Raw genomic sequence first — 23,488 nt, 5'->3', positions numbered from 1 at the left:
CTCCCAATCAGCCAAGCGCGGAGGCGCCATGCGGCCAGCGATATCCCCACAGGCGTCACCCGATAGGCCCCACTGCGTCTACATCGTCGCCCCCTGCCCCTTTTTTGCCCAGGGACTGTCGGCCCTGCTGGCCCCGTATCTGGAGATCCACCTGCTCCCCTCTCTACAGGCGCTAAGCCACGATCGGCAGGACACCGGGCCGGCGAGGGCCATCGTCTGCACCGGCACGCTGAATAGCCAGCGCCTTGGCGAACTGAGTCAGCTGGTCGCCCGCCTGCGGCGACGCCATCCTGCGGGGCTGCAGCTGCTGGCCGTGCTGGATGCCCGACATCCCGGCCTGGAGCGCCTGCTGCTGGCGATGGGGTTCGACGCCGTCTGGTATGACCGCCTAAACCTGACCCAGTGGCTGCTGCATCTGGCCCACTGGCTCGACATCCGCCCCACGGCGGGGCGGATCGCCGTTCGTCCCTATCTCACCGAACGGGAGCTGCGGGTCCTGAAGTGGAGCGCCGAGGGCGCCTCGCTGCCGACCATGGCCCAGCAGCACGGCGTCAGCGTGAAAAGCCTCTACAGTCAGCGCCGCTCCGCGCTGCATAAGCTAGGGCTGACCCGTACCCGCGAGTGGCTACAGCTCTCCGCCTCTCTGCTGCGTACCCCCCCTTTTGCCATCAAACGCCGCCGCACGCCGCCGGCCTGAGTGCCGCGCAAAACGCGCTCGCGGTTCCCCTGCCCTAAAGAGTTGGTTATCATGCTTAGTTAACGGTTTTCTGGCCTGGGTTCGCCCGGTCGCGGGCGTACCCGCCCGCCGCTCTCCCATCAGGCCGGTTCTATCACACGGATACGCAGACCTATGACCACCACGGACAATCTTGACGCTCACACCCCCATGATGCAGCAGTATCTGCGTCTCAAGGCACAGCACCCCGACATCCTGCTGTTTTACCGGATGGGAGACTTTTACGAACTGTTTTATGACGATGCCCGCCGTGCGTCACAGCTGCTGGATATCTCCCTGACCAAACGCGGCGCCTCCGCCGGGGAGCCGATCCCGATGGCCGGCGTACCGTATCACGCGGTAGAGAACTACCTGGCCAAGCTGGTGCAGCTGGGGGAGTCGGTGGCTATCTGCGAACAGATTGGCGATCCCGCCGCCAGCAAGGGGCCGGTAGAGCGCAAGGTGGTGAGGATCGTGACGCCGGGCACCGTTAGCGATGAGGCCCTGCTCAGCGAGCGGCAGGACAACCTGCTGGCGGCGATCTGGCAGTCGCCCAACGGCTTTGGCTACGCCACGCTGGATATCAGCTCCGGACGCTTCCGCGCCGCCGAACCGCAGGACGCCGATAGCATGGCCGCGGAGCTGCAGCGCACCAATCCGGCGGAGCTGCTGTATCCAGAGGGTTTTGCCGCCATGGCGCTGATCGAGCAGCGCCGCGGGCTGCGTCGCCGCCCGATGTGGGAGTTCGAGCTGGAAACCGCCCGCCAGCAGCTCAACCTGCAGTTTGGCACCCGCGATCTGAGCGGCTTCGGCGTCGAACAAGCCCCTCTGGCGCTGCGCGCCGCTGGCTGCCTGCTGCAGTATGCCAAAGATACCCAGCGCACCATGCTGCCCCATATCCGTGCCATCACCATGGAGCGCCAGCAGGACGGCATCATTATGGACGCCGCCACCCGGCGTAATCTGGAGCTGACCCAGAATCTGGCCGGGGGCCAGGAAAACACCCTGGCGGCGGTGCTGGACGCCAGCGTCACTGCGATGGGCAGCCGGATGCTCAAGCGCTGGCTGCATATGCCGATCCGCGATCGCCAAGCGCTGCAGCTGCGTCAGGATGCCATTGAGGCGCTGCTGCCGCTGATTGACGAGCTGCAGCCCCTGCTGCGCCAGGTCGGCGATCTGGAGCGCATTCTGGCCCGGCTGGCGCTGCGCAGCGCCCGCCCACGCGATCTGGCGCGCATGCGCGTCGCCTTCCAGCAGCTGCCAACCCTGCAAACACTGCTCGGCGAGCGCGGCGGTGAGGCGCTGGCGCCGCTGGCGCATCAGGCTGGCCGCTTCGATGCCCTGTGCGAGCTGCTGGAGCGGGCGCTGGTCGAGACGCCACCGGTGCTGGTACGCGACGGCGGCGTGATCGCCAGCGGCTATCACGCCGAGCTCGACGAGTGGCGTGCGCTGGCGGATGGCGCCAGCGACTACCTCGACCGGCTGGAGATCCGCGAGCGTGAGAAGCTGGGGCTGGATACCCTGAAGGTCGGCTTTAACGCGGTGCACGGCTACTATATTCAGGTCAGCCGCGGACAGAGTCACCTGGTACCTATTCACTACGTTCGCCGCCAGACGCTGAAAAACGCCGAGCGCTACATTATCCCCGAGCTGAAAGAGTATGAGGATAAGGTGCTGACCTCTAAGGGCAAGGCGCTGGCGCTGGAGAAGCAGCTGTATGACGAGCTGTTCGACCTACTACTGCCGCACCTGGCGGCGCTGCAGCAAAGCGCGACGGCGCTGGCCGAGCTGGACGTCCTGAGCGGCCTGGCCGAGCGGGCCGACCGCTACGGCTACGTCCGCCCACAGCTGAGCGAACGCGCTGGAATCAATATCGACGAGGGGCGACACCCGGTCGTGGAGCAGGTGCTCAGAGAGCCCTTCATCGCCAACCCGCTGACCTTGTCCGGCGCACGGCGCATGCTGGTGATCACCGGCCCCAACATGGGCGGCAAGAGCACCTACATGCGCCAGGCGGCGCTGATCGTGCTGATGGCGCACATCGGCAGCTTCGTCCCGGCGCAGCGCGCCGTCATTGGCCCAGTCGATCGCATCTTTACCCGCGTCGGCGCCGCCGACGATCTGGCCTCCGGCCGCTCCACCTTTATGGTGGAGATGACCGAAACGGCCAATATCCTACACAACGCGACCGAGCACAGTCTGGTACTGATGGATGAGATTGGCCGCGGCACCTCCACCTACGACGGCCTGTCGCTGGCCTGGGCCTGCGCCGAAAGCCTGGCCAGTCGTATCAAGGCGATGACGCTGTTCGCCACCCACTACTTTGAGCTGACCACCTTGCCGGAGAAGCTGGAGGGGGTCTACAACGTGCATCTGGACGCGCTGGAGCACGGCGAGACCATCGCCTTTATGCACAGCGTACAGGACGGCGCAGCCAGCAAGAGCTACGGGCTAGCGGTGGCGGCGCTGGCCGGGGTGCCGCGCGAGGTGATCAAGCGCGCGCGCCAGAAACTGCGCGAGCTGGAAACCCTGTCGCAGCACGGCAGCCAGAGCCAGGCAGACAGCGCTCAGCTACCGCTACTGGTCGAGGCGGAGCCGTCGGCGGCGCTGGAGGCGTTGACGGCGATCGATCCCGATGCGCTGACGCCGCGCCAGGCGCTGGACTGGCTCTATCGCCTCAAGGGGATGCTATAGCGATAAAAAAAACGGTGAAGCCTTGGCTTCACCGTTTTTTTGTGACCGTACCGCTCAGCGGAACAGGGCCTCGATACTCAGCCCCTGCATCTGCAGGATCTCACGCAGGCGTCGCAGCCCTTCAACCTGGATTTGACGCACCCGCTCACGGGTCAGGCCAATCTCTCGCCCGACATCCTCCAGCGTGGCGGCCTCATAGCCCAGCAGGCCAAAGCGGCGCGCCAGCACCTCGCGCTGCTTAGCGTTAAGCTCAAACAGCCACTTGACGATGCTCTGCTTCATGTCGTCGCTCTGGGTACAATCCTCCGGCCCGCTTTCGTTCTCATCGGTCAGAATATCCAGCAGCGCCTTCTCCGAATCGCCGCCCAGCGGGGTGTCCACCGAGGTGATCCGCTCGTTGAGACGCAGCATGCGACTGACGTCATGCACCGGCTTCTCCAGCCGCTCGGCGATCTCCTCCGCGCTCGGCTCATGGTCCAGCTTATGAGAGAGTTCGCGGGCGGTGCGCAGATAGACGTTAAGCTCTTTAACGATATGGATAGGCAGGCGGATGGTGCGGGTCTGGTTCATGATGGCTCGTTCAATGGTCTGACGGATCCACCAGGTGGCGTAGGTCGAAAAGCGGAAGCCGCGCTCCGGGTCAAACTTCTCTACCGCGCGGATCAGACCCAGGTTACCCTCTTCGATCAGATCCAACAGCGCCAGACCGCGGTTGCTATAGCGGCGGGATATCTTGACCACCAGCCGCAGGTTGCTTTCGATCATCCGCTTACGCGACGCCTCATCCCCTCGTAGGGCGCGGCGGGCGAAGAAAACCTCCTCCTCTGCCGTCAGCAGCGGCGCATAGCCGATTTCGCCAAGATAGAGCTGCGTGGCGTCCAAAACACGCTGTGAAACAGACTGAGACAGCAATTCATCATCGGTAATGTCATTTTCCATGGACTCTTCAACGAGGGCCTTCTCGTCAAAACCGTCCTCAACGCCATCCTCCAACTCGACTTCATCATGTAATTCGTTAACTTTCAGCGTAGTGTGACTCATAGCTGTACCCTACCCGTGATTTGCGAGCAGGATACAGCGATCCTGCTCAAACTATCGCTGCGGCAGATATTGCAGCGGGTTTACGGATTTTCCCTTGTAACGAATTTCAAAGTGCAATCTAACTGAGCTGGCACCGGTACTGCCCATGGTGGCAATTTTTTGACCCGCCTTCACCTCTTGTTGCTCCCGGACCAGCATGGTGTCGTTATGGGCGTAGGCGCTCAGGTAATCATCATTATGCTTAATGATAATCAAGTTTCCGTAGCCGCGCAGCGCGTTACCGGCATACACCACCCGCCCATCGGCGGTGGCCAGCACCGGCTGTCCACGCGAGCCTGCGATATCGATCCCCTTGTTGCCCCCTTCGGCCGACGAGAAGTTTTCGATAATCTTACCGTCAGTCGGCCAGCGCCAAGTCCCTACCGGCGCAGAGCTGGATGACGATGCGGAAACGGCGGGAGCAGCGCTAACCGCCCCGGCTGCAGGCAACATTCTGCCTACATTCTGTTTACCCGAAGGGTCAGAATACGCGCTGGCCGATTTAGAATCAACATTCGTCGTCTGAATTTGTGCACTGCTTGGCTGAACGGGAACAATATTATTGGAGGCCAACATACCGCCGCCGCCGTTTCCGCCGATGCGGATAACCTGCCCGACATTCAGGCTATAAGGCGCCTGAATATTATTGCGCGCGGCCAGATCGCGGAAATCACTGCCGGTGATCCAGGCGATATAAAACAGCGTATCGCCGCGCTTCACGGTGTAGGCTTCGCCGTTATAGCTTCCCTTGGGAATCGACTGGTAGCTGCGGTTATAAACAATATGCCCGCTGGCATCCGTTTGCACATGACCGCCGGAAGAAAGCATGCGGCCACCGCCCGAGCCATTCACAGAGCTTATCGGTGCGGAATTATCACTACTGCTACACCCCGCCAGCCACATTGTAACCAGCGTACACATCGCCACCCGGCGCCATTTAATCATTGGGCTTCCCATGCTCATGACTCCCCCATGACAGCATTCTTCTCTTAAATAAGTCATTCGATATACCCGGAAAACGCCGGATTAGCATCGGCCGGCACTGGCCGAAAGGCATTGATATCGCTTAGCCAATTATTCTACTCATTCCCTAAGGCAGGGATTGGACACTAAAAAGCGCCCGCAGGTCAAATACGGATTCAGTAAGAATTATCCCTATTCGTCCCGGCAGGACGCGATGGGAAAGTCTACGGCACGCTCCGCCGCCGCTCATCCGTATCCCAGCATAACGGCAATTGCGCCGCCCTGCACGGCGAGGCGTGCCATTGCCCCGTCAGGCCAGCTCGCAGCTCACCAGCGGGACAAAGCGCACCGGCTCGATCGATTCGACCAGGTATTCGTCGCCGCGCCGCTGGATGCGCCGCAAAAACTGGGGCTGGGACGGCTCACCGACCGGCAGCACCAGGCGCCCCCCCTCGGCCAGCTGCGCCAACAGCGCCGACGGGATCTCCGGGGCGGCGGCGGTCACGATAATAGCATCGAAGGGGCCGCGCGACGCCCAGCCCTGCCAGCCATCGCCGTGGCGGGTCGATACATTGTGTAAATCCAGCTGCTTAAGACGCCGTTTGGCCTGCCATTGCAGGCTCTTGATCCGCTCGACCGAATAGACGTGAGGCACCAGGTGCGCCAGCACCGCCGTCTGATAGCCGGAGCCGGTGCCGATCTCCAGCACCCGGGAGGCCGCCTGCAGCACCAGCAGCTCGGTCATCCGCGCCACCATATAGGGCTGGGAGATGGTCTGTCCTAACCCTATCGGCAGCGCCGTGTTGTCATAGGCCTTATGAGACATGGCCTCATCGATAAAGCGCTCGCGCGGCACCGAGGCGATAGCCTTCAGCGCCGCCTCATCGCGGATCCCCTGACGCATCAGCTGCTGGATCAGCAGCAGAACCCGGCGATCGACGTCTACCATGCCGCACCGCCCTTATCCACCCGGCCCAGCCACTCCGCCAGCCGGTCGCGCGCGCCGTGGGCGGTCAGATCCACCTGCAGCGGCGTCACGGAGACATAGCCCGCCGCAACGGCGGCAAAATCAGTCTCTTCGCCGGCGTCCTGTTTGGCCCCCGGCGGACCGATCCACATCAGCGGCTTACCGCGCGGATCCTGCTGATGGATCACCGTCTGCGCCGGATGACGGCTGCCGCAGCGGGTCACGCGCCAGCCGCGGATCGCCGCCAGCGGAACGTCCGGCACGTTCACATTCAGGATGCGCCCGCTGCGCAGCGGCGTATCGGACAGCATGCGCAGCAGCCGGCAGGTGACTGCCGCCGCCGTATCATAGTGTCGCTCGCCGTCCAGCGACACCGCCAGCGCCGGAAAGCCCAGATGACGCCCCTCCATCGCCGCCGCCACCGTGCCGGAATAGATCACGTCATCGCCCAGGTTAGGACCGGCGTTGATGCCGGCGATCACGATATCCGGGCGCGGACGCATCAGCGCATTGACCCCCAGATAGACGCAGTCGGTCGGCGTACCATCGATCACGCTGATATCGCCATTGGCCAAGGTTTCGCTGCGCAGCGGCGACTCCAGCGTCAAGGCATTGGAGGCCCCGCTGCGGTTGCGGTTCGGGGCGACGACCTGCACCTGGGCAAACTCTCGCAGCGCCGCCGCCAGCGTCTGAATACCGGGAGCCGTTACGCCATCATCATTACTCAGCAAGATCCGCATCGGGGTTTTCCTGACAGAACAGTTCACGCACCACGCTGGTGGCGAAACTACCGGCGGGCAGATCGAAGGTCAGCTCGACGGTGGCGTCATCCCACCAGTTCCAGGCCATCACCTGCGGCTGCAGCAGCACCGCACGGCGCGCCGGCTCTACCCGCTCACGCGTCAGCAGGGCCTGCAGATCAGCATACTCAGACAGCACGCGACGTTCAAACTCCGCCGCATCGCCGGCGACGCCGCCGTCACCGTCGCCCGGCAGCGCCGCCGTAATGCGCAGCTCGCCGGCGTCCAGCCGCTGCTGCAGCGCCGCCAGCTCCGCCTCCTGGGCGACAAACCAGCTGCCGCGACCGGTCAGCTGCAGCGCATCGCCGGCCAGGGCTCGAGAAAAACAGCCCGCCGCCAGCCGCTCGCTCACCAGCCGATTAAACAGCGCGCTGCGCGCCGCGGAGAGATAGAAACCGCGCTTGGCGCGCTCTTTCACCCGAATCTGATCGGTGGCCCAGCGACGCGCCTGCTGCAGGTTATTGCCGCCGCGGCCAAAGCGCTGCTCGCCGAAATAGTTGGGCACGCCCTGTGCCGCCACCCGACGCAGGCGCTCTTCGACCTCGGCGCTATCGCTGATATGATGCAGTACCAGGCGGAACTGGTTGCCGCGCAGCGTACCGATACGCAGCTTCTTCCGGTGGCGAGCCACGGTCAGGACCTGGCACCCCTCCAGCACAAACTGGCTGAAGTCTGGGGTATCACGCCCCGGCAGGTGCAGGCAGAACCACTGCTCGGTCACCGCATGACGATCCTTCAGGCCGGCGTAGCTGACCGAGCGCGCGGCGATACGGGCAAAGCGGGCCAGATTCTCCGCCACAAACTGGGTATTGCACCCCTCTTTACGCAGACGAACCAGCACATGCTCACCCTCGCCGTCCGGGGCAAACCCCAGATCCTCCGCGACGAAAAAATCCTCGGCGAACGCCTTGACCACCCCGGTCGCCGCCGGGCGCCCGTGCAGATACTGCAGCGTGGAAAACTCCATCGATCACTCCTTGACCAGCAGGGCCACCGCCTCGCAGGCGATCCCCTCGCCGCGCCCGGTAAAACCCAGCTTTTCAGTGGTGGTCGCCTTCACGTTGACATCATCGATCGGGCACTGCAAATCCTCAGCCAGAAACACCCGCATCTGCGGGATGTGCGGTGCCATTTTCGGCGCCTGGGCGATCAGGGTAATGTCCAAATTCCCCAGACGGTAGCCCCTGGCGCGAATGCGACGGTACGCCTCACGCAGCAGCGCGCGGCTGTCCGCCCCCTTATAGGCGGGATCCGTATCCGGGAACAGCTTGCCGATATCCCCCAGGGCTGCCGCCCCCAGCAGGGCATCAGTCGCCGCATGCAGGGCGACATCGCCATCGGAATGGGCCAGCAGCCCCTGTGGATGCGCGATGCGCACGCCGCCGATAATCAGCGGCCCTTCGCCGCCGAAGCGGTGAACGTCAAAACCGTGACCAACTCTCATCGGTTATTGCTCCTGTGAGTGCGTCATAGAGGCATGGCGCGCCAGATAGAACTCTGCCAGCGCCAAATCCTCTGGACGGGTAACTTTAATATTATCCGAACGCCCGTTGACCAAGCGTGGATGGTAGCCGCAGTGCTCCAGCGCCGAGGCCTCATCGGTCACCGTCGCCCCCTCGCTCAGGGCGCGCTGCAGGCACTGGATCAGCAGCGCACGGGGAAACAGCTGCGGCGTCAGCGCATGCCACAGATCCTGACGCGCCACCGTATGGGCGATCCGCGGGAGACCGGCCTCGGCCCGCTTCATCGTGTCACAGACCGGCGTCGCCAGTATCGCCCCCTGATGCGCTGCGTCCACGCAGGCCACCAGTTGCGCCAGATCGTCGGGCCGCAGGCAGGGGCGCGCCGCATCGTGCACCAGGACCCAGTCGGCATCGGCGGCGGCCAGCAGCGCGGCCAGCACCGACTCGGCGCGGCTCACGCCGCCCGTAACACGGCTCACCCGCCGATCCGCCGCCAGCGGCAGCGCGTCAAAACACCTGTCCTGCGGGTGCAGCGCAACTATCGCCCGGCGCACCGACGGGTGGGCGAACAGCGCCGTCACGGCATGCTCCAGAATGGTCTTGCCATTCAGCGTAAGATATTGCTTGGGGGTAGCGCTTTGCATCCGGCTGCCGATCCCGGCGGCCGGTACAATGGCGACAATGGACGGTTCGTTAACGGAGTCGTTGTCGTTCATCGGTGAATTATCGTTATCGGATATGAAGGCATGGCGCGGGCCATGCAAAGAAGTCAGTGACTCGCCGTCACTGACGGGTAGGACGCGGCTGGCTGGGAGGCCGTTCCCGCCGTACGGCGTTTGTTCTGATCGGGCACCAGGCGGTAGAAGGTCTCGCCCGGTTTAATCATCCCCAGCTCATTGCGCGCGCGCTCTTCGATCGCCTCTTGCCCGCCGTTAAGATCGTCGATCTCGGCAAACAATTGATCGTTGCGCGATTTCAGCTTGGCATTATTCGCCAGCTGCGTCGCGACATCCTGCTTCACCCGCATATAGTCATGGACGCCGTTTTTGCCGACCCACAGCGAATACTGCAGCCAGCCCAACAGCACCACCAATAATAGCGTCAGTTTACCCATTCACGCCCCCTGAAAAACCGCCCAATCATCCCATAACTTCCGTCAGGACTCCATCATGACGGCAAAATTCCCCGGACGCGCCCTACATCCCGCCTCGGATCAGACCGCCGACGCCGCGCCGCTCCAAAAACGAGGCGGTGAGGTGACGCACCTCGGTCGATGAATGGGTCGCCACCATACGGGCGGCCAGCCCTTCGACATCTTGCAGATCCAGGTGACGCAGCAGATACTTGATACGCGGCACGCTGTGGCCGTTCATGCTCAGCTGACGAAATCCCAGCCCCACCAGCAGCAGTGCGCCCATCGGATCGCCGGCCATCTCGCCGCAAACGCTGACCGGCAGCCCCAACTCGGCGCACTCGCGCACCACCTGCTGCAGCAGGCGCAGCATCGCCGGGTGTAGGCCATCATACAGCGCCGCCACTCGGGTATTGTTGCGATCCACCGCCAGCAGATACTGGGTCAAATCGTTGGTGCCGACCGAAATAAAGTCGACCCGTGAGGCCAGCCCCGACAGCATAAAGGCCAACGCCGGCACCTCCAGCATCACCCCGATACGCGGACGCGGCAGAGCATAGCCCAGCATCTCCTCGACCTCCCTCCCGGCACGATCGATCAGGCGACGCGCCTCATCCACCTCGGCCAGGGTGGTCACCATCGGCAGCAGGATCCCCAGGTTGCCGCTGGCCGCATTGGCGCGCAGCATGGCGCGCACCTGCACCAGAAAGATCTCCGGCTGATCGAGGGTGATCCGCAGCCCACGCCAGCCCAGGCTGGGGTTCTCCTCGCTGATCGGCATATAGGGCAGCTGCTTGTCGGCGCCGATATCTAGGGTGCGCAGCACCACCGGCTTCGCCGGGTTGATCTGCAGCATGCCCTGATACTGTGCGACCTGCTCCTCCTCTGACGGGAAGCCGCTCTGCAGCATAAAGGGAATTTCGGTACGGTACAGTCCTACGCCGTCGACGCAGGCCTCCAGACGCTGCTCATGCTCCGCGCTCAGGCCGGCGTTCAGCAGCACGGCGATCCGTTCGCCACTGCGCAGCTGCGCCGGGCGATCCGACTCAGCCTCTGTCTTACGGCTCAGCGCCTGCTCTTCGCTGATCAGGCGCTGGTACTCCTGCACCAACACCGGCTCCGGCTCAACCAGCACCTCTCCGCGGTAGCCGTCGATGATCAGCAGCCGCTCATGGAGCAGCGCAGGGCGAATATCGGCCCCCATCACCGTCGGTACACCCATCGCGCGCAGGATGATCGCCGCGTGGGAGTTCGAAGCGCCGTCGCGCACCACCACCCCCAGCAGACAGGACTGCGGGATCTCCGCCAGCAGAGTCGGCGTCAGCTCATCGGCCACCAGAATAAAGCGCTCCGGCCACGGCGCCGGACCGATGGCGTTATCATCAAGATGGAACAGCAGACGCTGCCCGAGCGCGCGCAAATCGCTGGCGCGGTCGCGCATATAGCTGTCCTGCAGGCTGGCAAACTGGTCTGCAAAGTGCTCGGTGACCTGCTTCACGGCCCATTCGGCTACCGCGCCGCCGTCGACGTGACGCATCAGCTCGCGCTTCAGACGCGGATCGTTGAGCAGGTGGGAGTAGAGATCGAAGATCGCCGCGCTCTCTTTCTGGGCGCTGGCGCCAAAGCGCTTGCTGTAGCGGCGAAACTCGCTGGCCGCCTCCTCCAGCGCCCGCGCCAGCCGCTCGCGTTCGCTGTCGGTATCCAGCGTGGAGGCCTCATAGACATGCTCCAGCGCCGGCTGGCTGATATCCATCCATCCCTTGGCCACCGCGACGCCGGGCGCCGCGGCGATGGCGCGCAGACGATTCTGGCGCAGGCGGCCAAACAGGCTGTTAAGCTGGGTTTGCGACAGGATCCCGGCCAGCTGGGTCGCCAGGGTCACCAGAAAGGACTCTTCGACCTCATCAAACTGACGGGACGCACGCTGCTGTATGACCAGCACCCCCAGCAGCTGACGGCGATAGATCATCGGCACGCCCAGGAATGCGCGGTAGCACTCCTCGCGCACCTGCGGCAGGTATTTAAAGCTGGGATGGCTAGGCGCATCCGCCAGGTTCACCGGCTCCGCCAGACGGCCCACCAGGCCGACGATCCCTTCGTCGAAAGAGAGCGCCACCACGCGGCCGCGCGGCTTTTGCAGACCGCGAGTCGCCATCAGGTAGTAGCACTGACGATCGTTGTCGGCCAGGTAAACCGAGCAGACCTCCGTCTCCATCGCCCGACAGGTTTCGTCCACCAGCACATTCAACGCGTCATTCAGGCTGGCGGCCGCGGCCACCTTCTCCACGATCTCGCGCAGGCGTGTAAGCATGATTACTGCCACTTAACCTCTTTTACGGCGATAGCCGGGAGACGAACGCCCCCCCTGGGCTACGCTCTCCTGCAATGACATGACAACGGATGAGAACTCCTTCATCACCCGGCGGTAAACATCGCGCTTAAACGACACTACCTGACGCACCGGATACCAATAGCTGACCCAGCGCCAGCCATCAAACTCCGGCGTATTACTGCGCTGCATATTGATCTCCGCCTCACTGCACTGCAGCTGCAGTAAAAACCAGCGCTGCTTTTGGCCGATACACACCGGCTTGGTATCCCAACGCACCAAACGTTTAGGTAATTTATAGCGTAACCAGTTGCGGGTAGAAGCCAGAATTTTCACATCCTTACGTCCCAGCCCCACCTCTTCAAACAGTTCGCGGTACATCGCCTGCTCGGCGGTCTCCCCGGCGTTGATCCCGCCCTGCGGGAACTGCCAGGAGTTTTGCCCATAGCGGCGTGCCCACAGCACCTGCCCCTGCCGGTTACAGATTACAATACCTACGTTCGGGCGGTAGCCATCATCATCGATCACCAGACTACCTCAATAGCAAAATCGCAAGATGACATGATTGTTTCACACTCGCACCAAGCGGTAAACCATTGGCTCAACGTCGGGATTTCTCGCGCGGGCGCCGCATGATTTCGGGATAACTCACAGATAAATGCAAAGTTATAAACACACACCCGATGGCGAGGCGGCTTTTATTCACTTTTTCTGTGGATATATTTGTGTAGAACTGTCTGGAAAGAGGGGTAAAACTTATCACCACCGCGACAACCACCCTGTACCACCAAAAAATATTTCAATATCTTTCAATTAATTAATCAACAACTCCACACTGTGCACACGATAAAAATGTGATCCATGCACGCTTAGGATCCCGCGCTGTCTAAAGATCGCGCAACGCCGATTTTATCCACAACATATCCGCAAAACTTGCACACTGCGGCAGCAATTTCGCAAAAAACAGCGTCCGTCAAGGCTGTAAATCAAACCAGTGCCCGCCGATAAAACGGGTTATCCAAAATATCTGTGGATAAATAGGTGTAAGATCCTGTTCATTGTCAGTGGCTAGTGGTGCACAATAGCAGATCCCGGCCCGGTGTGGGGAGCGCGTTATAAAAAATTTCATTATGAATCATAATATTATTTATAGCCTGCGCCGCTGCCGCCCGAGCTGTTGATAAGCCCTGAATGAGCGTACATTTTTTGACCAGATGATAAACGAACCGTTTCCCCCTCACTCGCCGCCGGCGGATCGTCAGGCGCTGCTGCAGCGCGCCCTGCGTCTGGCCGGATATACCTATACCGAGCTGGCCGCGCTGGCCGGCCTGACCCTACCGCGCGATCTGCGACGCGATAAGGGCTGGGTCGGCCTGCTGCTGGAGCGCTGCCTCGGCGCCTGCTCGGGCAGTAAGGCGCAGCAGGACTTCCCTGCGCTGGGCGTCGAACTGAAGAGCATCCCTATCGATGCCCAGGGACGGCCCCTGGAGACTACCTTTGTCTGCGTGGCTCCGCTGACGGGAAATACCGGGTTGACCTGGGAACACTGCCATCTGCGCCACAAGCTGCAGTGCGTACTGTGGATCCCGGTGGAGGGGGAGCGCCAGATCCCGCTGGCGGAGCGCCGGGTCGGCGCCCCGCTGCTGTGGACCCCCTCTGCACAGGAGGAGCTGGCGCTGCGGCGAGATTGGGAAGAGCTGATGGATCTGATCGTACTGGGGCGGGTTGAGTCGATCACCGCCCGCCACGGCGAGGTACTGCAGCTGCGCCCCAAGGCGGCCAACAGCCGGGCTCTGACCGAAGGCATCGGCCAGCGCGGCGAGCCGATAATGACCCTGCCGCGCGGCTTCTATCTGAAAAAGAACTTCACGGCGGCGCTGCTGGCCCGCCACTTTCTGCTGTAAATTCTGTTTTACACCCCGCGGGCGCTGCGCAGCGGGACACTCTCGGTGTATAATTCCCGTTTATGATTTGTTTAGGTATTTATCTCTATGTTTGCGTGGATTGCCGATCCTAACGCCTGGCTGGCGCTGGGGACCTTAACGATTCTGGAAATCGTTCTGGGCATCGATAACATCATCTTCCTCTCCCTGGTAGTGGCTAAGCTGCCCAAGAAACAGCAAAACAAAGCGCGCCGCATCGGCCTGCTGGCCGCCATGGGGATGCGCCTGTGCCTGCTGGCCTCGATCGCCTGGGTAGCCCACCTGGTGCATCCGCTGTTCAACCTATTGGGCCACGCGGTCTCCGCCCGCGATCTGATCCTGCTGCTCGGCGGACTGTTCCTGATCTATAAGGCCAGTAAAGAGGTGCACGAGACCATCGAGGGCAGCAACGATAATCATGCGACCCACGTGCACTCTTTTATGGGGGCCATCGTGCAAATCATGATGCTGGATATCATCTTTAGCCTGGACTCCGTGATCACCGCCATTGGCCTGTCCGATCACCTGTTCATCATGATGGCGGCGGTGATCATCGCCGTGGGCGTGATGATGTTCGCCGCCCGACCGATCGGCGAGTTTGTCGCCCGCCATCCGTCGGTCAAGATGCTGGCGCTGGCCTTCCTGATCCTGGTGGGCTTCACCCTGATCCTGGAAAGCTTTGCGGTACACGTCCCCAAAGGCTACATCTACTTCGCCATGTTCTTCTCCATGGCGGTGGAAAGCCTCAATCTGGTCCGTAGCAAAAAGGCCAGCGACGGCGAATAAGCCACGCGGCGCCAACGACAGAGGGGGCGTAAACGCCCCCTCTGCTTATCCCAGCGATTCCCCGCCCGTACGACTCACTCCACGCAGTCCCTGCGATTCAGCATCAGAATACGCTCCTCCTGATGCACCCGATAGACATACATCACCTTCATGCCGAACTGACGCACGCCGCGCTCGTGGCAGTGTTGGAGGAAGTCGGTCAGGGCGTGACGGCGCAGAGATGCCTCGCTGGCCCCCTCTCCCTCCAGACGCACGCGATAGACAAACACCAGCGTGCGTCCCTCTAGGCGCACCCGCCGCAGCCAAATCCCCGGGGCATTCGGCGTTTCGGCAATCGTCAGGTGCTGATAGCGTCCCAGCATCTGGCGGCGATACTCGATCCACAGCAGTGGATTCTCCCGCTTTTTCTCCAGCCAGCGCAGGGCAAAACCGCTGCTGAAGCAGCTTAGCAGCAGCGCCAGCAGCATCAATACCAGCACCGGCCGCCAGCCGCGCCGCGCCAGCCACAGCGGCCGCACCGCACCGCGCGCCTGACGTTGGCGCTGCGTCGTCGCGATCGCACCAAACAGGAAAAACAGGACGAACAGGAAGCTGATCGCCAGATTAAAGGCGGTTCCCCGTAAAAACAGATACAGCAGCAGCGCATTAAACCCAATCAGCAGCGCCCAGGCGCAGGTGCGCGGAAAACGCAGCATCCCCAGCAGCAGCAACAGGGTCACCGGCCCCAGATAGACCCCGGCCAGCATATAGGTGCGCTCTTTAAAATCACCGGGGAACATCAGCACCATCATTAGCGTCAGCAGGGCGCTGCTGGCCGCCGCCATGACGCCGCACAGCTGATAAAAGCGTAGATGTTCACCCGGCTCAGCATCGGTGTCGTCGTCCGCACCGGGCGAAACAGGATGTTTTATGAACATATTTAATTAGAGGTGTAAATAAATGCACATAAAACATACCATAAGAATAATAAATAGTTCACTGATACTTTTATCCGTGATCCGGGATAAAAAAAACGGCCCGGCTGGCAATAGCCCCCGGGCCGCCGATCTCGGTCACGGCTTAAGGGGCGCTCTTCAGTCCCAGCGCATCGCGCAGGGTAAAGAACAGATCGGTCTGATCCGTCAGGCCGACCACGTTGGCCCCGTGGGGACCGTAGGCGGCGATGCGCAGCTGAGAGCCGGTATGCTCCTGGCTATCCGCCTCCTCGGCGGTGCCGTAGCTGATGGTCATCGGTACCCCATCCTGGGTGATCAGCGTCTGCGTCAGCCCCGGCGCCTTGGCATCGTTGGGGATGATCTGGCTGGTGTGGGCGTGGTCGGCCGTGACCACCACCAGGGTGTTGCCATCGCGGCGGGCAAACGCCAGCGCCTTCTGCACCGCCTCGTCCAGATCGACCGTCTCGCCAAACTGACCGCACGGATTGGCGGCGTGATCCTGCTTATCGATCGACGCCCCCTCAACCTGCAGGAAAAAGCCGTTGGGATTCTTACTCAGCAGCGAGATGGCCTTATCGGTCATCTGCGCCAGGCTCGGCTGGCTGTCGCTGCGCTGCGGATTCGGCTGGCAGGTCACCGGCGCCTGACGGTTGCCATGTCGCGTGGCCTTGGGCCCCAGCCAGCGCACCGGCATGTTGCCCTCGGCGAACAGGCCCAGCAAAGGACGCCGATCGTCCGCCTCCGTGACAGCGTTCATCTCATCCAGATTGCTGACGATGTGGTAGCCCTGCGCCTGCGCCTGCTGGCGCAGGTTTTTTCCCTTAAACGCCCCCGAGCTCACCGTCTGCGTAAAGGTCTTCGCCCCGCCGCCCAGCGTCACATCGGCACGCGCCTTCAGCATCTGCTCGGTGATCGATCCGGCGCCGCCGTTATCCAGCGCATTCTCCGGGCATTTCTCCAGGGTCTGCTGCGGGCCATAGCATTTGCGCCCACTGACGTGGGCGAACATCGCCGCTGGCGTGGCGTCCTGCAGCTCTGCGGTCGAGACGTTTCCGGTGGCCTTGCCCGCCGCGCGCGCCAGCTCCAGTAGCGTCGGATGCGGCTTACCCGTCACATCGATGCCCAAGGCGCCGTTATAGGTCTTTACCCCGCTGCTCCAGGCGGTCGCCGAGGCCGCCGAGTCGGTGACATAGTTCGGTCGGTGGGTTTGGCGATCCAGCGAATAGTGCGTGTACTGCCCGGTCAGCGGCAGGGCATCGATGCCGCGCAGCATTCCGCCCGCGCCGGCCGCATAATTACGGGCGGCGGTGATCTCCGCATCGCCCATGCCATCACCGATCAGTAAGATCACGTTCTTGGCCGGACGGGCGCTCAGCGACGCCTGCAGCGCCGCGGTCTGATCGCCGAGCAGGCGGCGGGCGCCTCCCCGCTGGGTGATATCGCCGCGCGCGGCGCGTTCGGTAAGCACCTGCTCTGCGCTCGGCGCGGAGGGCGCGGCCTGCAGCGGCAGGGCCAAGCTAAGAGAAAGCATCAGCAGAGAAAGGGAAAAAGGGGGATGGCTTGCCATGATAAGACTCCGTGTCCAAGAGGAAAATCGATCAACTAATGAATGAGTTGGCACGAAGTATAAGGAGAGATAATGTCGGTTAGGTGACACTCCGGTGAAGGCGGAATGACAGGCGGCGCCTCAGCGCCGCCCCCAGCGCCAGACCGCGACGATCGCCAGGGCAAACAGCAGGCCAAAACCCGCGCCGGTCGCCACCACCGGCACCCCGCAGCGAATCGCGGCGGAATAGCACGCCAGCATCAGCAGCATGGCCCCATTCTCTCCCAGATTCTGCACCGCGATAGCGTGGCCGGCGCCGACGCTTTCACGCCCGCGCTGCTGCAGCAGCGCGTTGAGCGGAACCACGAAAAAGCCGCCGCACACCCCGACCAGCAGCAGCAGCGGGTAGGAGAGCGCCAGGCTGTGCTGCAGGGAGAACAGCAGCACCAGCAGGCCGATCAGGATCCCCGCGGGCATGCAGCGCTGCGCCGTGCTCAGGGTGACCAGCCGCCCCGCCGCCGCCGCGCCGATCACGATGCCGATGGCCACCATGGCGTTCAGCAGCGTCGGGGTGGTGTTATCCGCGATGCCGAGCACCGTCGGCACCCACAGCACCAACAGAAAGCGCAGGGTCACCCCGGCGCCCCAGAAGAGGCTGGTTCCCACCAGCGAAAAGCGGGCCTGCGGATGACGCCACAGGGTGCGACAGGCCGCGCTAAACTCCGCCAGCATCGCGCCCGGCCGGCACGCCTCAATCCGGCGCGCCGGCGCGAGGCGCGGAATATACAGGTTGGCGATCAGCGCCGCGCCATAGATCAGCGCGCAGATAGCCAGCGCCGCGCTGACGTGCCAGTCGGCCAACATGCCGCCGGCGACCGACCCCGCGAGGATCGCCGCGATCGTCGACGCCTCCAGGACGCCGTTGGCCTTCACCAGGCGACCGCCGTCCGTCAGTTCGCCCAGGATCCCATACTTGGCCGGAGAGTAGGCCGCCGCGCCAATCCCGACCAGGGTATAGCCGACAAAGGGGTTCACCCCGAGGCAGATCAGCAGCGCCCCCAGCAGCTTGAGGGCGTTAGCCCCCATCATCACCCGCCCTTTGGCAAAGCCGTCGGCCAGGTGTCCGACAAAGGGGGCAAACACGATATAGGCCGCGACAAAAGCCATCTGCAGCGCCGGCTGACTCCACTGCGGGAAATGCAGCCCCTTCAGCAGCGCCAGCGTCACAAACAGCAGGGCATTGTCGCCAAACGCAGAGAAAAACTGCGCCACAACAACCGCTCGCATTCCCCGTCCGCTCCCGCCGACGGCGGCGCGCTGTGTCTCATCCATCCACGCTATCCTCAGACTCCGCCATACGGCGTAGCGTCACAAAATCCACCTTGCCGCTGCCCAACAGCGGCAGGGCCTTCAGGTAGCGAATATCCCGCGCCACCGCCAGCTCAGGGGCGCCGCTGGCGCGAGCCGCCGCCAGCAGCTGCTCCCGTCCCAGTTCGGCATCGGTGGTAAACAGCACCAGCGCCTCCCCCTTGAGCCGATCGCTTCGCGCGCTGGCGGCATGCTCGCCCTGCGGCGACGCTGTGCGCGCCAGCAGTTCAACCCGCTCCAGCGATACCATTTCGCCGGCCAGTTTGGCAAACCGCTTGAGACGTCCAATAATCGTACAGTAGCCCTGTGCGTCCAGCGTCACAATATCACCGGTATCGTACCAGCCCGCCGCCATCTCACCCTGTGCGTTCGCCGCCGCAGGCGGCACCAGAACCCCCGGCGCCTCGACCCGCAGGTAACCTTTCATAATATTGGAGCCACGCAGCTGCAGGCAGCCGCCCTGCGCGATCCCCGCCACCGGGATCAGCCGCGCCTCCATTCCCGGTAGAATACGGCCGACGCTGCCGGTGCGGGTCGCCATCGGCACATTGATCGCCACCACCGGCGCACACTCGGTCACCCCGTATCCCTCCAGAATACGGATGCCAAACTTCTCAAACCACAGCCGGGCCGTCTCCGGCGCTAGCTTCTCTGCGCCGGCAACCACATAGCGCAGACGGGCAAAGTCATAGGGATGAGCGAAGCGCGCGTAGTGCCCCAGGAACGTCGATGTAGCGAACAGCACGGTGCAGTTCCGGTCATACACCATCTCCGGCACCATGCGGTAGTGCAGTGGGCTGGGGTACAGAAAGACCCGGCTACCGCACAGCAGCGGCGTCAGCAGCCCCACCGTCAGCCCGAAGGCGTGAAACAGCGGCAGCGCCGACATAAAGCGATCGCGCGGAGTAAAGTCCGCTACGCAGCGGATCTGCTCCACGTTGGCCAACAGGCTACGGTGAGTGTGTACCACCCCTTTGGGTGCGCCCTCTGAACCGGAGGTAAACAGGATCAGCGCCGCATCGTCAGGCTGGCGCGGCAGCATCGCACCCGCTGGACGCCACAGGCGCCACAACACCCAGAGCTTATCCCGCCACCCTAGCGTATCCCGCAGATCCTCCAGATAGATCCAGCGTGCGCCGTCCACCTGCTGCGGTAGCTGCTCCAGATGCGCCTTCTGCAAAAATTGCCGCGAGGTGACCACGGTCTCGATCCCGGCGGCCAGCAGGGCGTTGCGCAGCCCGGCAGCGCCGGTGGTGTAGTTCAGCATCGCCGGTACCCGATTGCGCAGCGTCGCCCCCAGGATTGCCGCCGCCGTGACGGTGGCGTTGGGCAGCAGCATACCGACGTGCTCATCCTCGCGGGTAAAGCGCTGCAGGATCCGGCTGACGGCGAGGCTCTTTTTCAACAGCCCGCGGTAGCTGTCCTCACGCAGGTTAATGTCGTCGATAGCCCGGCTGCCCGCCCCATAGCGCCGCATCGCCGCCAGATAGGCGGCAAACAGCGTGGTCATCGGCTGTGCGTCCAGACGCGCGCGCATCATAATGTCGCGCAGGCGTTCACCGGCCAGCAGGCGCCGCTCGCGCGCCCGCGCGGCCTGCGGCATCGCCAGATGCGTCACCGGCAGCAGATGAAGGGAGAGCGGCGGCAGCAGGCGCAGGCGGAACAGCCCCTTCAGACGGCCAAAATGGCTGAACTCAGCGCCCTCGATGCGCACCGGCAGCAGGGCTGCGCCGGAGCGGGCCGCCACAAACGCCGCGCCGTCATAGACCTTCATCAGCGAACCGGTCACGGTGATACGTCCCTCAGGAAAGATCACCACCGGCCTTCCCTGCTCAACCAGGCGAATCAAGCGCTTGATCGCCATCGGCTTGCGCGGATCCAGGGCGACGATATCGACAAAGCGCCCGACTAGGCGCATCAGCCAGCTATCGGCTATCGAACTGTAGACGGCAAACACCGGCCGGACCGGCAGATACAGCGTCAGCAGAACGCCATCCAAGAAGGAGACGTGGTTGGGAACGATTAACAGCTTCGGGTGATCGAAGCGCTGATCGAAGCCGGTCAAACGAAGACGGAACAGCGTTTTCAGCAGCGCGCCGATGAATCGGTACAGCATGGACATCTCCCTATGTGCGACAGGATAGCGCGGCTAGCATACTACCCCATGCCAGAAGCGCCGCAAACTGCGCAGGCGGGAATATCTGCGCCCCGGCACGGACGGGCGCGGCGGGCAAAAAAAAACCTACGCATCTGCGTAGGTCGGTGTAAGCGTTGGTCGGCTTTCCGGCGGGAAAACCAGAACATCACCAATCAATACCTCTGGGACAATCAGTGTAGGAAAATAATGGCCGACGCCGCCATGAATAATTCGCAAGCTAACCATTCAAAATGAAACAGAGTGTAATCAGGGAGAAAATGAGGCAAAAAAAAACCTACGCATCCGCGTAGGTCGGTGTAATTTTGTTGGCTTCAGCAACTGAAAACTGAACTCTCACCAATCAATACCTCTGGGACATTCAGCATACGGGGCATCCCCGCTCTCCATGAAGTCCCGAATGGCAACATTCGACTGCAAAATGTAACCAGCGGTGTACTTTGTTGTTTTTCGCACATATTAGGGGCCCAAACGCCCATCCCCGGCTTGCAGGCGCGGCGCTTTTCCGCAACACTGGTGTAAACGTTTACGGTTTGCAGTTGGACATACAAGAATATGGCTACGATCAAAGATGTTGCCAGGCTTGCCGGCGTATCGGTAGCCACCGTCTCCCGGGTTATCAATAACTCTCCCAAGGCCAGCGAAGTCTCGCGCGCAGCGGTGCACGCCGCCATGGCGCAGCTGCGCTATCACCCCAACGCCAACGCGCGGGCGCTGGCTCAGCAGTCGACGGAGACCCTGGGGCTGGTGGTCTGCGATGTCTCCGACCCGTTCTTTGGTGCCATGGTCAAGGCGGTCGAGCAGGTGGCCTATGCCACCGGCAACTTTCTGCTGATCGGCAATGGATACCATGAACAGCACAAGGAGCGGCAGGCCATCGAACAGCTGATCCGCCACCGCTGCGCGGCGCTGGTGGTCCACGCCAAAATGATCCCCGACGATGAGCTGGCGGCGCTGATGCAGCAGATCCCCGGCATGGTGCTGATCAACCGAACGCTACCTGGCTATGAGCTGCGCTGTGTGGCGCTGGACGACCGCCACGGCGGCTGGCTGGCGACGCGTCATCTGATCCAGCAGGGGCACCGCCGCATCGCCTGCATCTGTTCCAACCATGCGATCTCCGACGCCCACGACCGCCTGCAGGGGTATCTGGAGGCCATGCGCCAGCACGATCTGCCGATCGATGAACGGCTGATCGTCCATGCCTCGCCCGATGAGCTCGGCGGCGAGCAGGCGATGACCGAACTGCTGGGGCACGGGCGTAAATTCAGCGCGGTCACCTGCTATAACGATCCCATGGCCGCCGGCGCGCTATCGGTGCTGAATGACAACGGCATTGAGGTGCCGGGCGCGGTCTCCCTGATCGGCTTTGACGACGTGCTGATCTCACGCTACCTGCGCCCGCGTCTGACCACCATCCGCTATCCGGTAGTGGCCATGGCGACTCAGGCGGCGGAGCTGGCGCTGGCGCTGGCCGCGGGGAAAACGCCGCCGGAAACCACCAACGTGTTCAGTCCCACGCTGGTATGCCGCCATTCCGTCTCTCCCCTGCGAGCGCTGTGATACACTGCTGCACGTCATCGCCGTCAGCCAAGGGAGAGAGGGAACTATGATCACCATGCTGGACGTCGCACGCCGCGCAGGCGTATCCAAAGCGACGGTATCCCGCGTGCTCAACACCACCGGGCAGGTCAGGCAAAGCACCCGTAGCGCCGTATTCCGCGCGATGGAGGAGCTGGGCTACCGCCCCAACCTGCTGGCCCAGGCGCTGGCCAACCAGACCTCCAACACCCTGGGGCTGGTGATCTCCCACTTTGACGGCCCCTACTTTGGCCGCCTGCTACGCCAGGCCGCCGCGCAGGTCGAAGCCAGCGGCAAACAGCTGATCGTGACCGACGGCCACGATACGCCCGACGGCGAACGCCAGGCGGTGCAGATGCTCAGCGACAGGCGCTGCGACGCCATCGTACTGTACACCCGCTTTATGGCCGAAGCCGATCTGATGAAGCTGGTATCTCAGTACCCCTCACTAGTGGTAATCAACCGTGCGCTGCCCCAGGCGGCGCAGCGCTGTATCTTCTTTGAACAGCGCGCGGCGGCGCGTCAGGCGGTAGAGTATCTGATCGGGCGCGGCCATCGCCGCATCGCCTGTATCACCCTGACCATCGACACCCCGACCGGACAGGCGCGCCTGCAGGGCTACCGCGACGCGCTGCAGGCCCATGGGCTCTGCGCGCCCGCCCAACGCGTCGCCCACGGCGATAACAGCGTGGAGGGCGGATACCACGCCTGCCTGCGGCTGCTGGAGCAGCGCGACGCGCCGTTCAGCGCCCTGTTCTGCTGCAACGATGATATGGCCATCGGCGCCCTGCGCGCCCTACGTCAGGCCGGACTGCGCGTCCCGCAGGAGGTCTCCCTGTTCGGCTTTGACGACCAGCCCATCGCCGCCTACCTGATGCCGGCGCTCTCCACGGTCTACCTGCCCATAGACGCCATGATCGCCGCCGCGATTCAACAGGCCCTGCGCCTGAGCCGCGGCGACCCCGTCGACGCCCTGCCGCCCTTTCACGGCGAAATGCGTCTGCGTGAGTCGGTGGCGGACGCCCCCGCGGCGCAGTAGCGCATCGTCATAA

The 23,488-nt window shown here is 63.0% G+C and carries 20 protein-coding genes; 6 read left to right on the top strand and 14 right to left on the bottom strand.

Features of this window, described 5'->3' with window-relative positions:
- The first annotated feature begins 28 nt into the window (after positions 1-28).
- On the top strand, positions 29-697 hold the full coding sequence (locus QY76_RS05940) for a LuxR C-terminal-related transcriptional regulator (RefSeq protein WP_034164633.1): 669 nt from the start codon (positions 29-31) through the stop codon (positions 695-697).
- Between the two features lie 153 nt (positions 698-850).
- Positions 851-3,409, top strand: coding sequence for a DNA mismatch repair protein MutS (gene mutS / locus QY76_RS05935; protein WP_034164634.1), 2,559 nt, complete (start codon positions 851-853; stop codon positions 3,407-3,409).
- Positions 3,410-3,463: 54 nt separating this feature from the next.
- Here the strand turns inward: mutS and rpoS are convergent, their stop codons facing one another.
- The 10 genes from rpoS to rppH form a co-directional block, all read right to left on the bottom strand.
- Complete coding sequence (rpoS, locus tag QY76_RS05930) at positions 3,464-4,450, bottom strand: RNA polymerase sigma factor RpoS (RefSeq protein ID WP_034164635.1); 987 nt, start codon at positions 4,448-4,450, stop codon at positions 3,464-3,466.
- Between the two features lie 51 nt (positions 4,451-4,501).
- A complete protein-coding gene (gene nlpD / locus QY76_RS05925; RefSeq protein ID WP_081854110.1) occupies positions 4,502-5,434 on the bottom strand; it encodes a murein hydrolase activator NlpD in 933 nt (310 codons plus the stop codon).
- A gap of 328 nt (positions 5,435-5,762) precedes the next feature.
- Positions 5,763-6,401, bottom strand: a complete 639-nt coding sequence (locus QY76_RS05920; protein WP_045426777.1) for a protein-L-isoaspartate(D-aspartate) O-methyltransferase — start codon at positions 6,399-6,401, stop codon at positions 5,763-5,765.
- Positions 6,395-7,159 carry a 5'/3'-nucleotidase SurE gene (gene surE / locus QY76_RS05915; RefSeq protein WP_034164639.1) on the bottom strand — a complete coding sequence of 255 codons (765 nt, stop codon included), beginning with the start codon at positions 7,157-7,159 and terminating at the stop codon, positions 6,395-6,397. Before surE ends, QY76_RS05920 begins: the two co-directional genes overlap by 7 nt.
- Positions 7,140-8,186, bottom strand: a complete 1,047-nt coding sequence (truD, locus tag QY76_RS05910; RefSeq protein ID WP_045426775.1) for a tRNA pseudouridine(13) synthase TruD — start codon at positions 8,184-8,186, stop codon at positions 7,140-7,142. Before truD ends, surE begins: the two co-directional genes overlap by 20 nt.
- A gap of 3 nt (positions 8,187-8,189) precedes the next feature.
- Positions 8,190-8,663, bottom strand: a complete 474-nt coding sequence (gene ispF / locus QY76_RS05905) for a 2-C-methyl-D-erythritol 2,4-cyclodiphosphate synthase (protein WP_034164642.1) — start codon at positions 8,661-8,663, stop codon at positions 8,190-8,192.
- Between the two features lie 3 nt (positions 8,664-8,666).
- A complete protein-coding gene (ispD, locus tag QY76_RS05900) occupies positions 8,667-9,398 on the bottom strand; it encodes a 2-C-methyl-D-erythritol 4-phosphate cytidylyltransferase (protein WP_045426838.1) in 732 nt (243 codons plus the stop codon).
- Between the two features lie 53 nt (positions 9,399-9,451).
- Positions 9,452-9,796 (bottom strand): cell division protein FtsB, encoded by a 345-nt coding sequence (gene ftsB / locus QY76_RS05895; RefSeq protein WP_034164643.1) that lies wholly within the window; start codon positions 9,794-9,796, stop codon positions 9,452-9,454.
- An 82-nt stretch (positions 9,797-9,878) separates the two neighbouring features.
- Complete coding sequence (ptsP, locus tag QY76_RS05890; protein WP_034164644.1) at positions 9,879-12,125, bottom strand: phosphoenolpyruvate--protein phosphotransferase; 2,247 nt, start codon at positions 12,123-12,125, stop codon at positions 9,879-9,881.
- A gap of 12 nt (positions 12,126-12,137) precedes the next feature.
- Positions 12,138-12,671 (bottom strand): RNA pyrophosphohydrolase, encoded by a 534-nt coding sequence (gene rppH, locus QY76_RS05885; protein ID WP_034164645.1) that lies wholly within the window; start codon positions 12,669-12,671, stop codon positions 12,138-12,140.
- Positions 12,672-13,357: 686 nt separating this feature from the next.
- On the opposite strand from rppH, the gene mutH reads away from it, so the two are divergent.
- Together mutH and QY76_RS05875 are read left to right on the top strand one after the other, a co-directional pair.
- Positions 13,358-14,047, top strand: a complete 690-nt coding sequence (mutH, locus tag QY76_RS05880; RefSeq protein ID WP_034164646.1) for a DNA mismatch repair endonuclease MutH — start codon at positions 13,358-13,360, stop codon at positions 14,045-14,047.
- A gap of 87 nt (positions 14,048-14,134) precedes the next feature.
- Positions 14,135-14,851 carry a TerC family protein gene (locus QY76_RS05875; RefSeq protein WP_034164648.1) on the top strand — a complete coding sequence of 239 codons (717 nt, stop codon included), beginning with the start codon at positions 14,135-14,137 and terminating at the stop codon, positions 14,849-14,851.
- Between the two features lie 74 nt (positions 14,852-14,925).
- Here QY76_RS05875 and QY76_RS05870 read toward each other — a convergent pair whose 3' ends face one another.
- The 4 genes from QY76_RS05870 to aas form a co-directional block, all read right to left on the bottom strand.
- Entirely contained in the window at positions 14,926-15,768 is an 843-nt protein-coding gene (locus QY76_RS05870; protein ID WP_034164649.1) for a hypothetical protein, read from the bottom strand.
- A gap of 142 nt (positions 15,769-15,910) precedes the next feature.
- A complete protein-coding gene (gene phoA, locus QY76_RS05865; protein ID WP_034164650.1) occupies positions 15,911-17,353 on the bottom strand; it encodes an alkaline phosphatase in 1,443 nt (480 codons plus the stop codon).
- Between the two features lie 120 nt (positions 17,354-17,473).
- Positions 17,474-18,664: a lysophospholipid transporter LplT gene (lplT, locus tag QY76_RS05860; protein ID WP_045426772.1), complete on the bottom strand. Its 1,191-nt coding sequence runs from the start codon at positions 18,662-18,664 to the stop codon at positions 17,474-17,476.
- Positions 18,657-20,816, bottom strand: a complete 2,160-nt coding sequence (gene aas, locus QY76_RS05855) for a bifunctional acyl-ACP--phospholipid O-acyltransferase/long-chain-fatty-acid--ACP ligase (RefSeq protein ID WP_045426769.1) — start codon at positions 20,814-20,816, stop codon at positions 18,657-18,659. Before aas ends, lplT begins: the two co-directional genes overlap by 8 nt.
- A gap of 594 nt (positions 20,817-21,410) precedes the next feature.
- Here aas and galR point away from each other — a divergent pair.
- Entirely contained in the window at positions 21,411-22,418 is a 1,008-nt protein-coding gene (gene galR / locus QY76_RS05850) for an HTH-type transcriptional regulator GalR (RefSeq protein WP_034164653.1), read from the top strand.
- A 46-nt stretch (positions 22,419-22,464) separates the two neighbouring features.
- Complete coding sequence (locus QY76_RS05845) at positions 22,465-23,475, top strand: LacI family DNA-binding transcriptional regulator (protein WP_045426766.1); 1,011 nt, start codon at positions 22,465-22,467, stop codon at positions 23,473-23,475.
- Positions 23,476-23,488 lie beyond the last annotated feature (13 nt).

The organism is Edwardsiella sp. EA181011 (assembly GCF_000800725.1).
GTDB lineage: Bacteria > Pseudomonadota > Gammaproteobacteria > Enterobacterales > Enterobacteriaceae > Edwardsiella > Edwardsiella anguillarum.
Note: the sequence above shows the minus strand (reverse complement) of the source record. Positions and strands in the feature narration are given on the sequence as shown.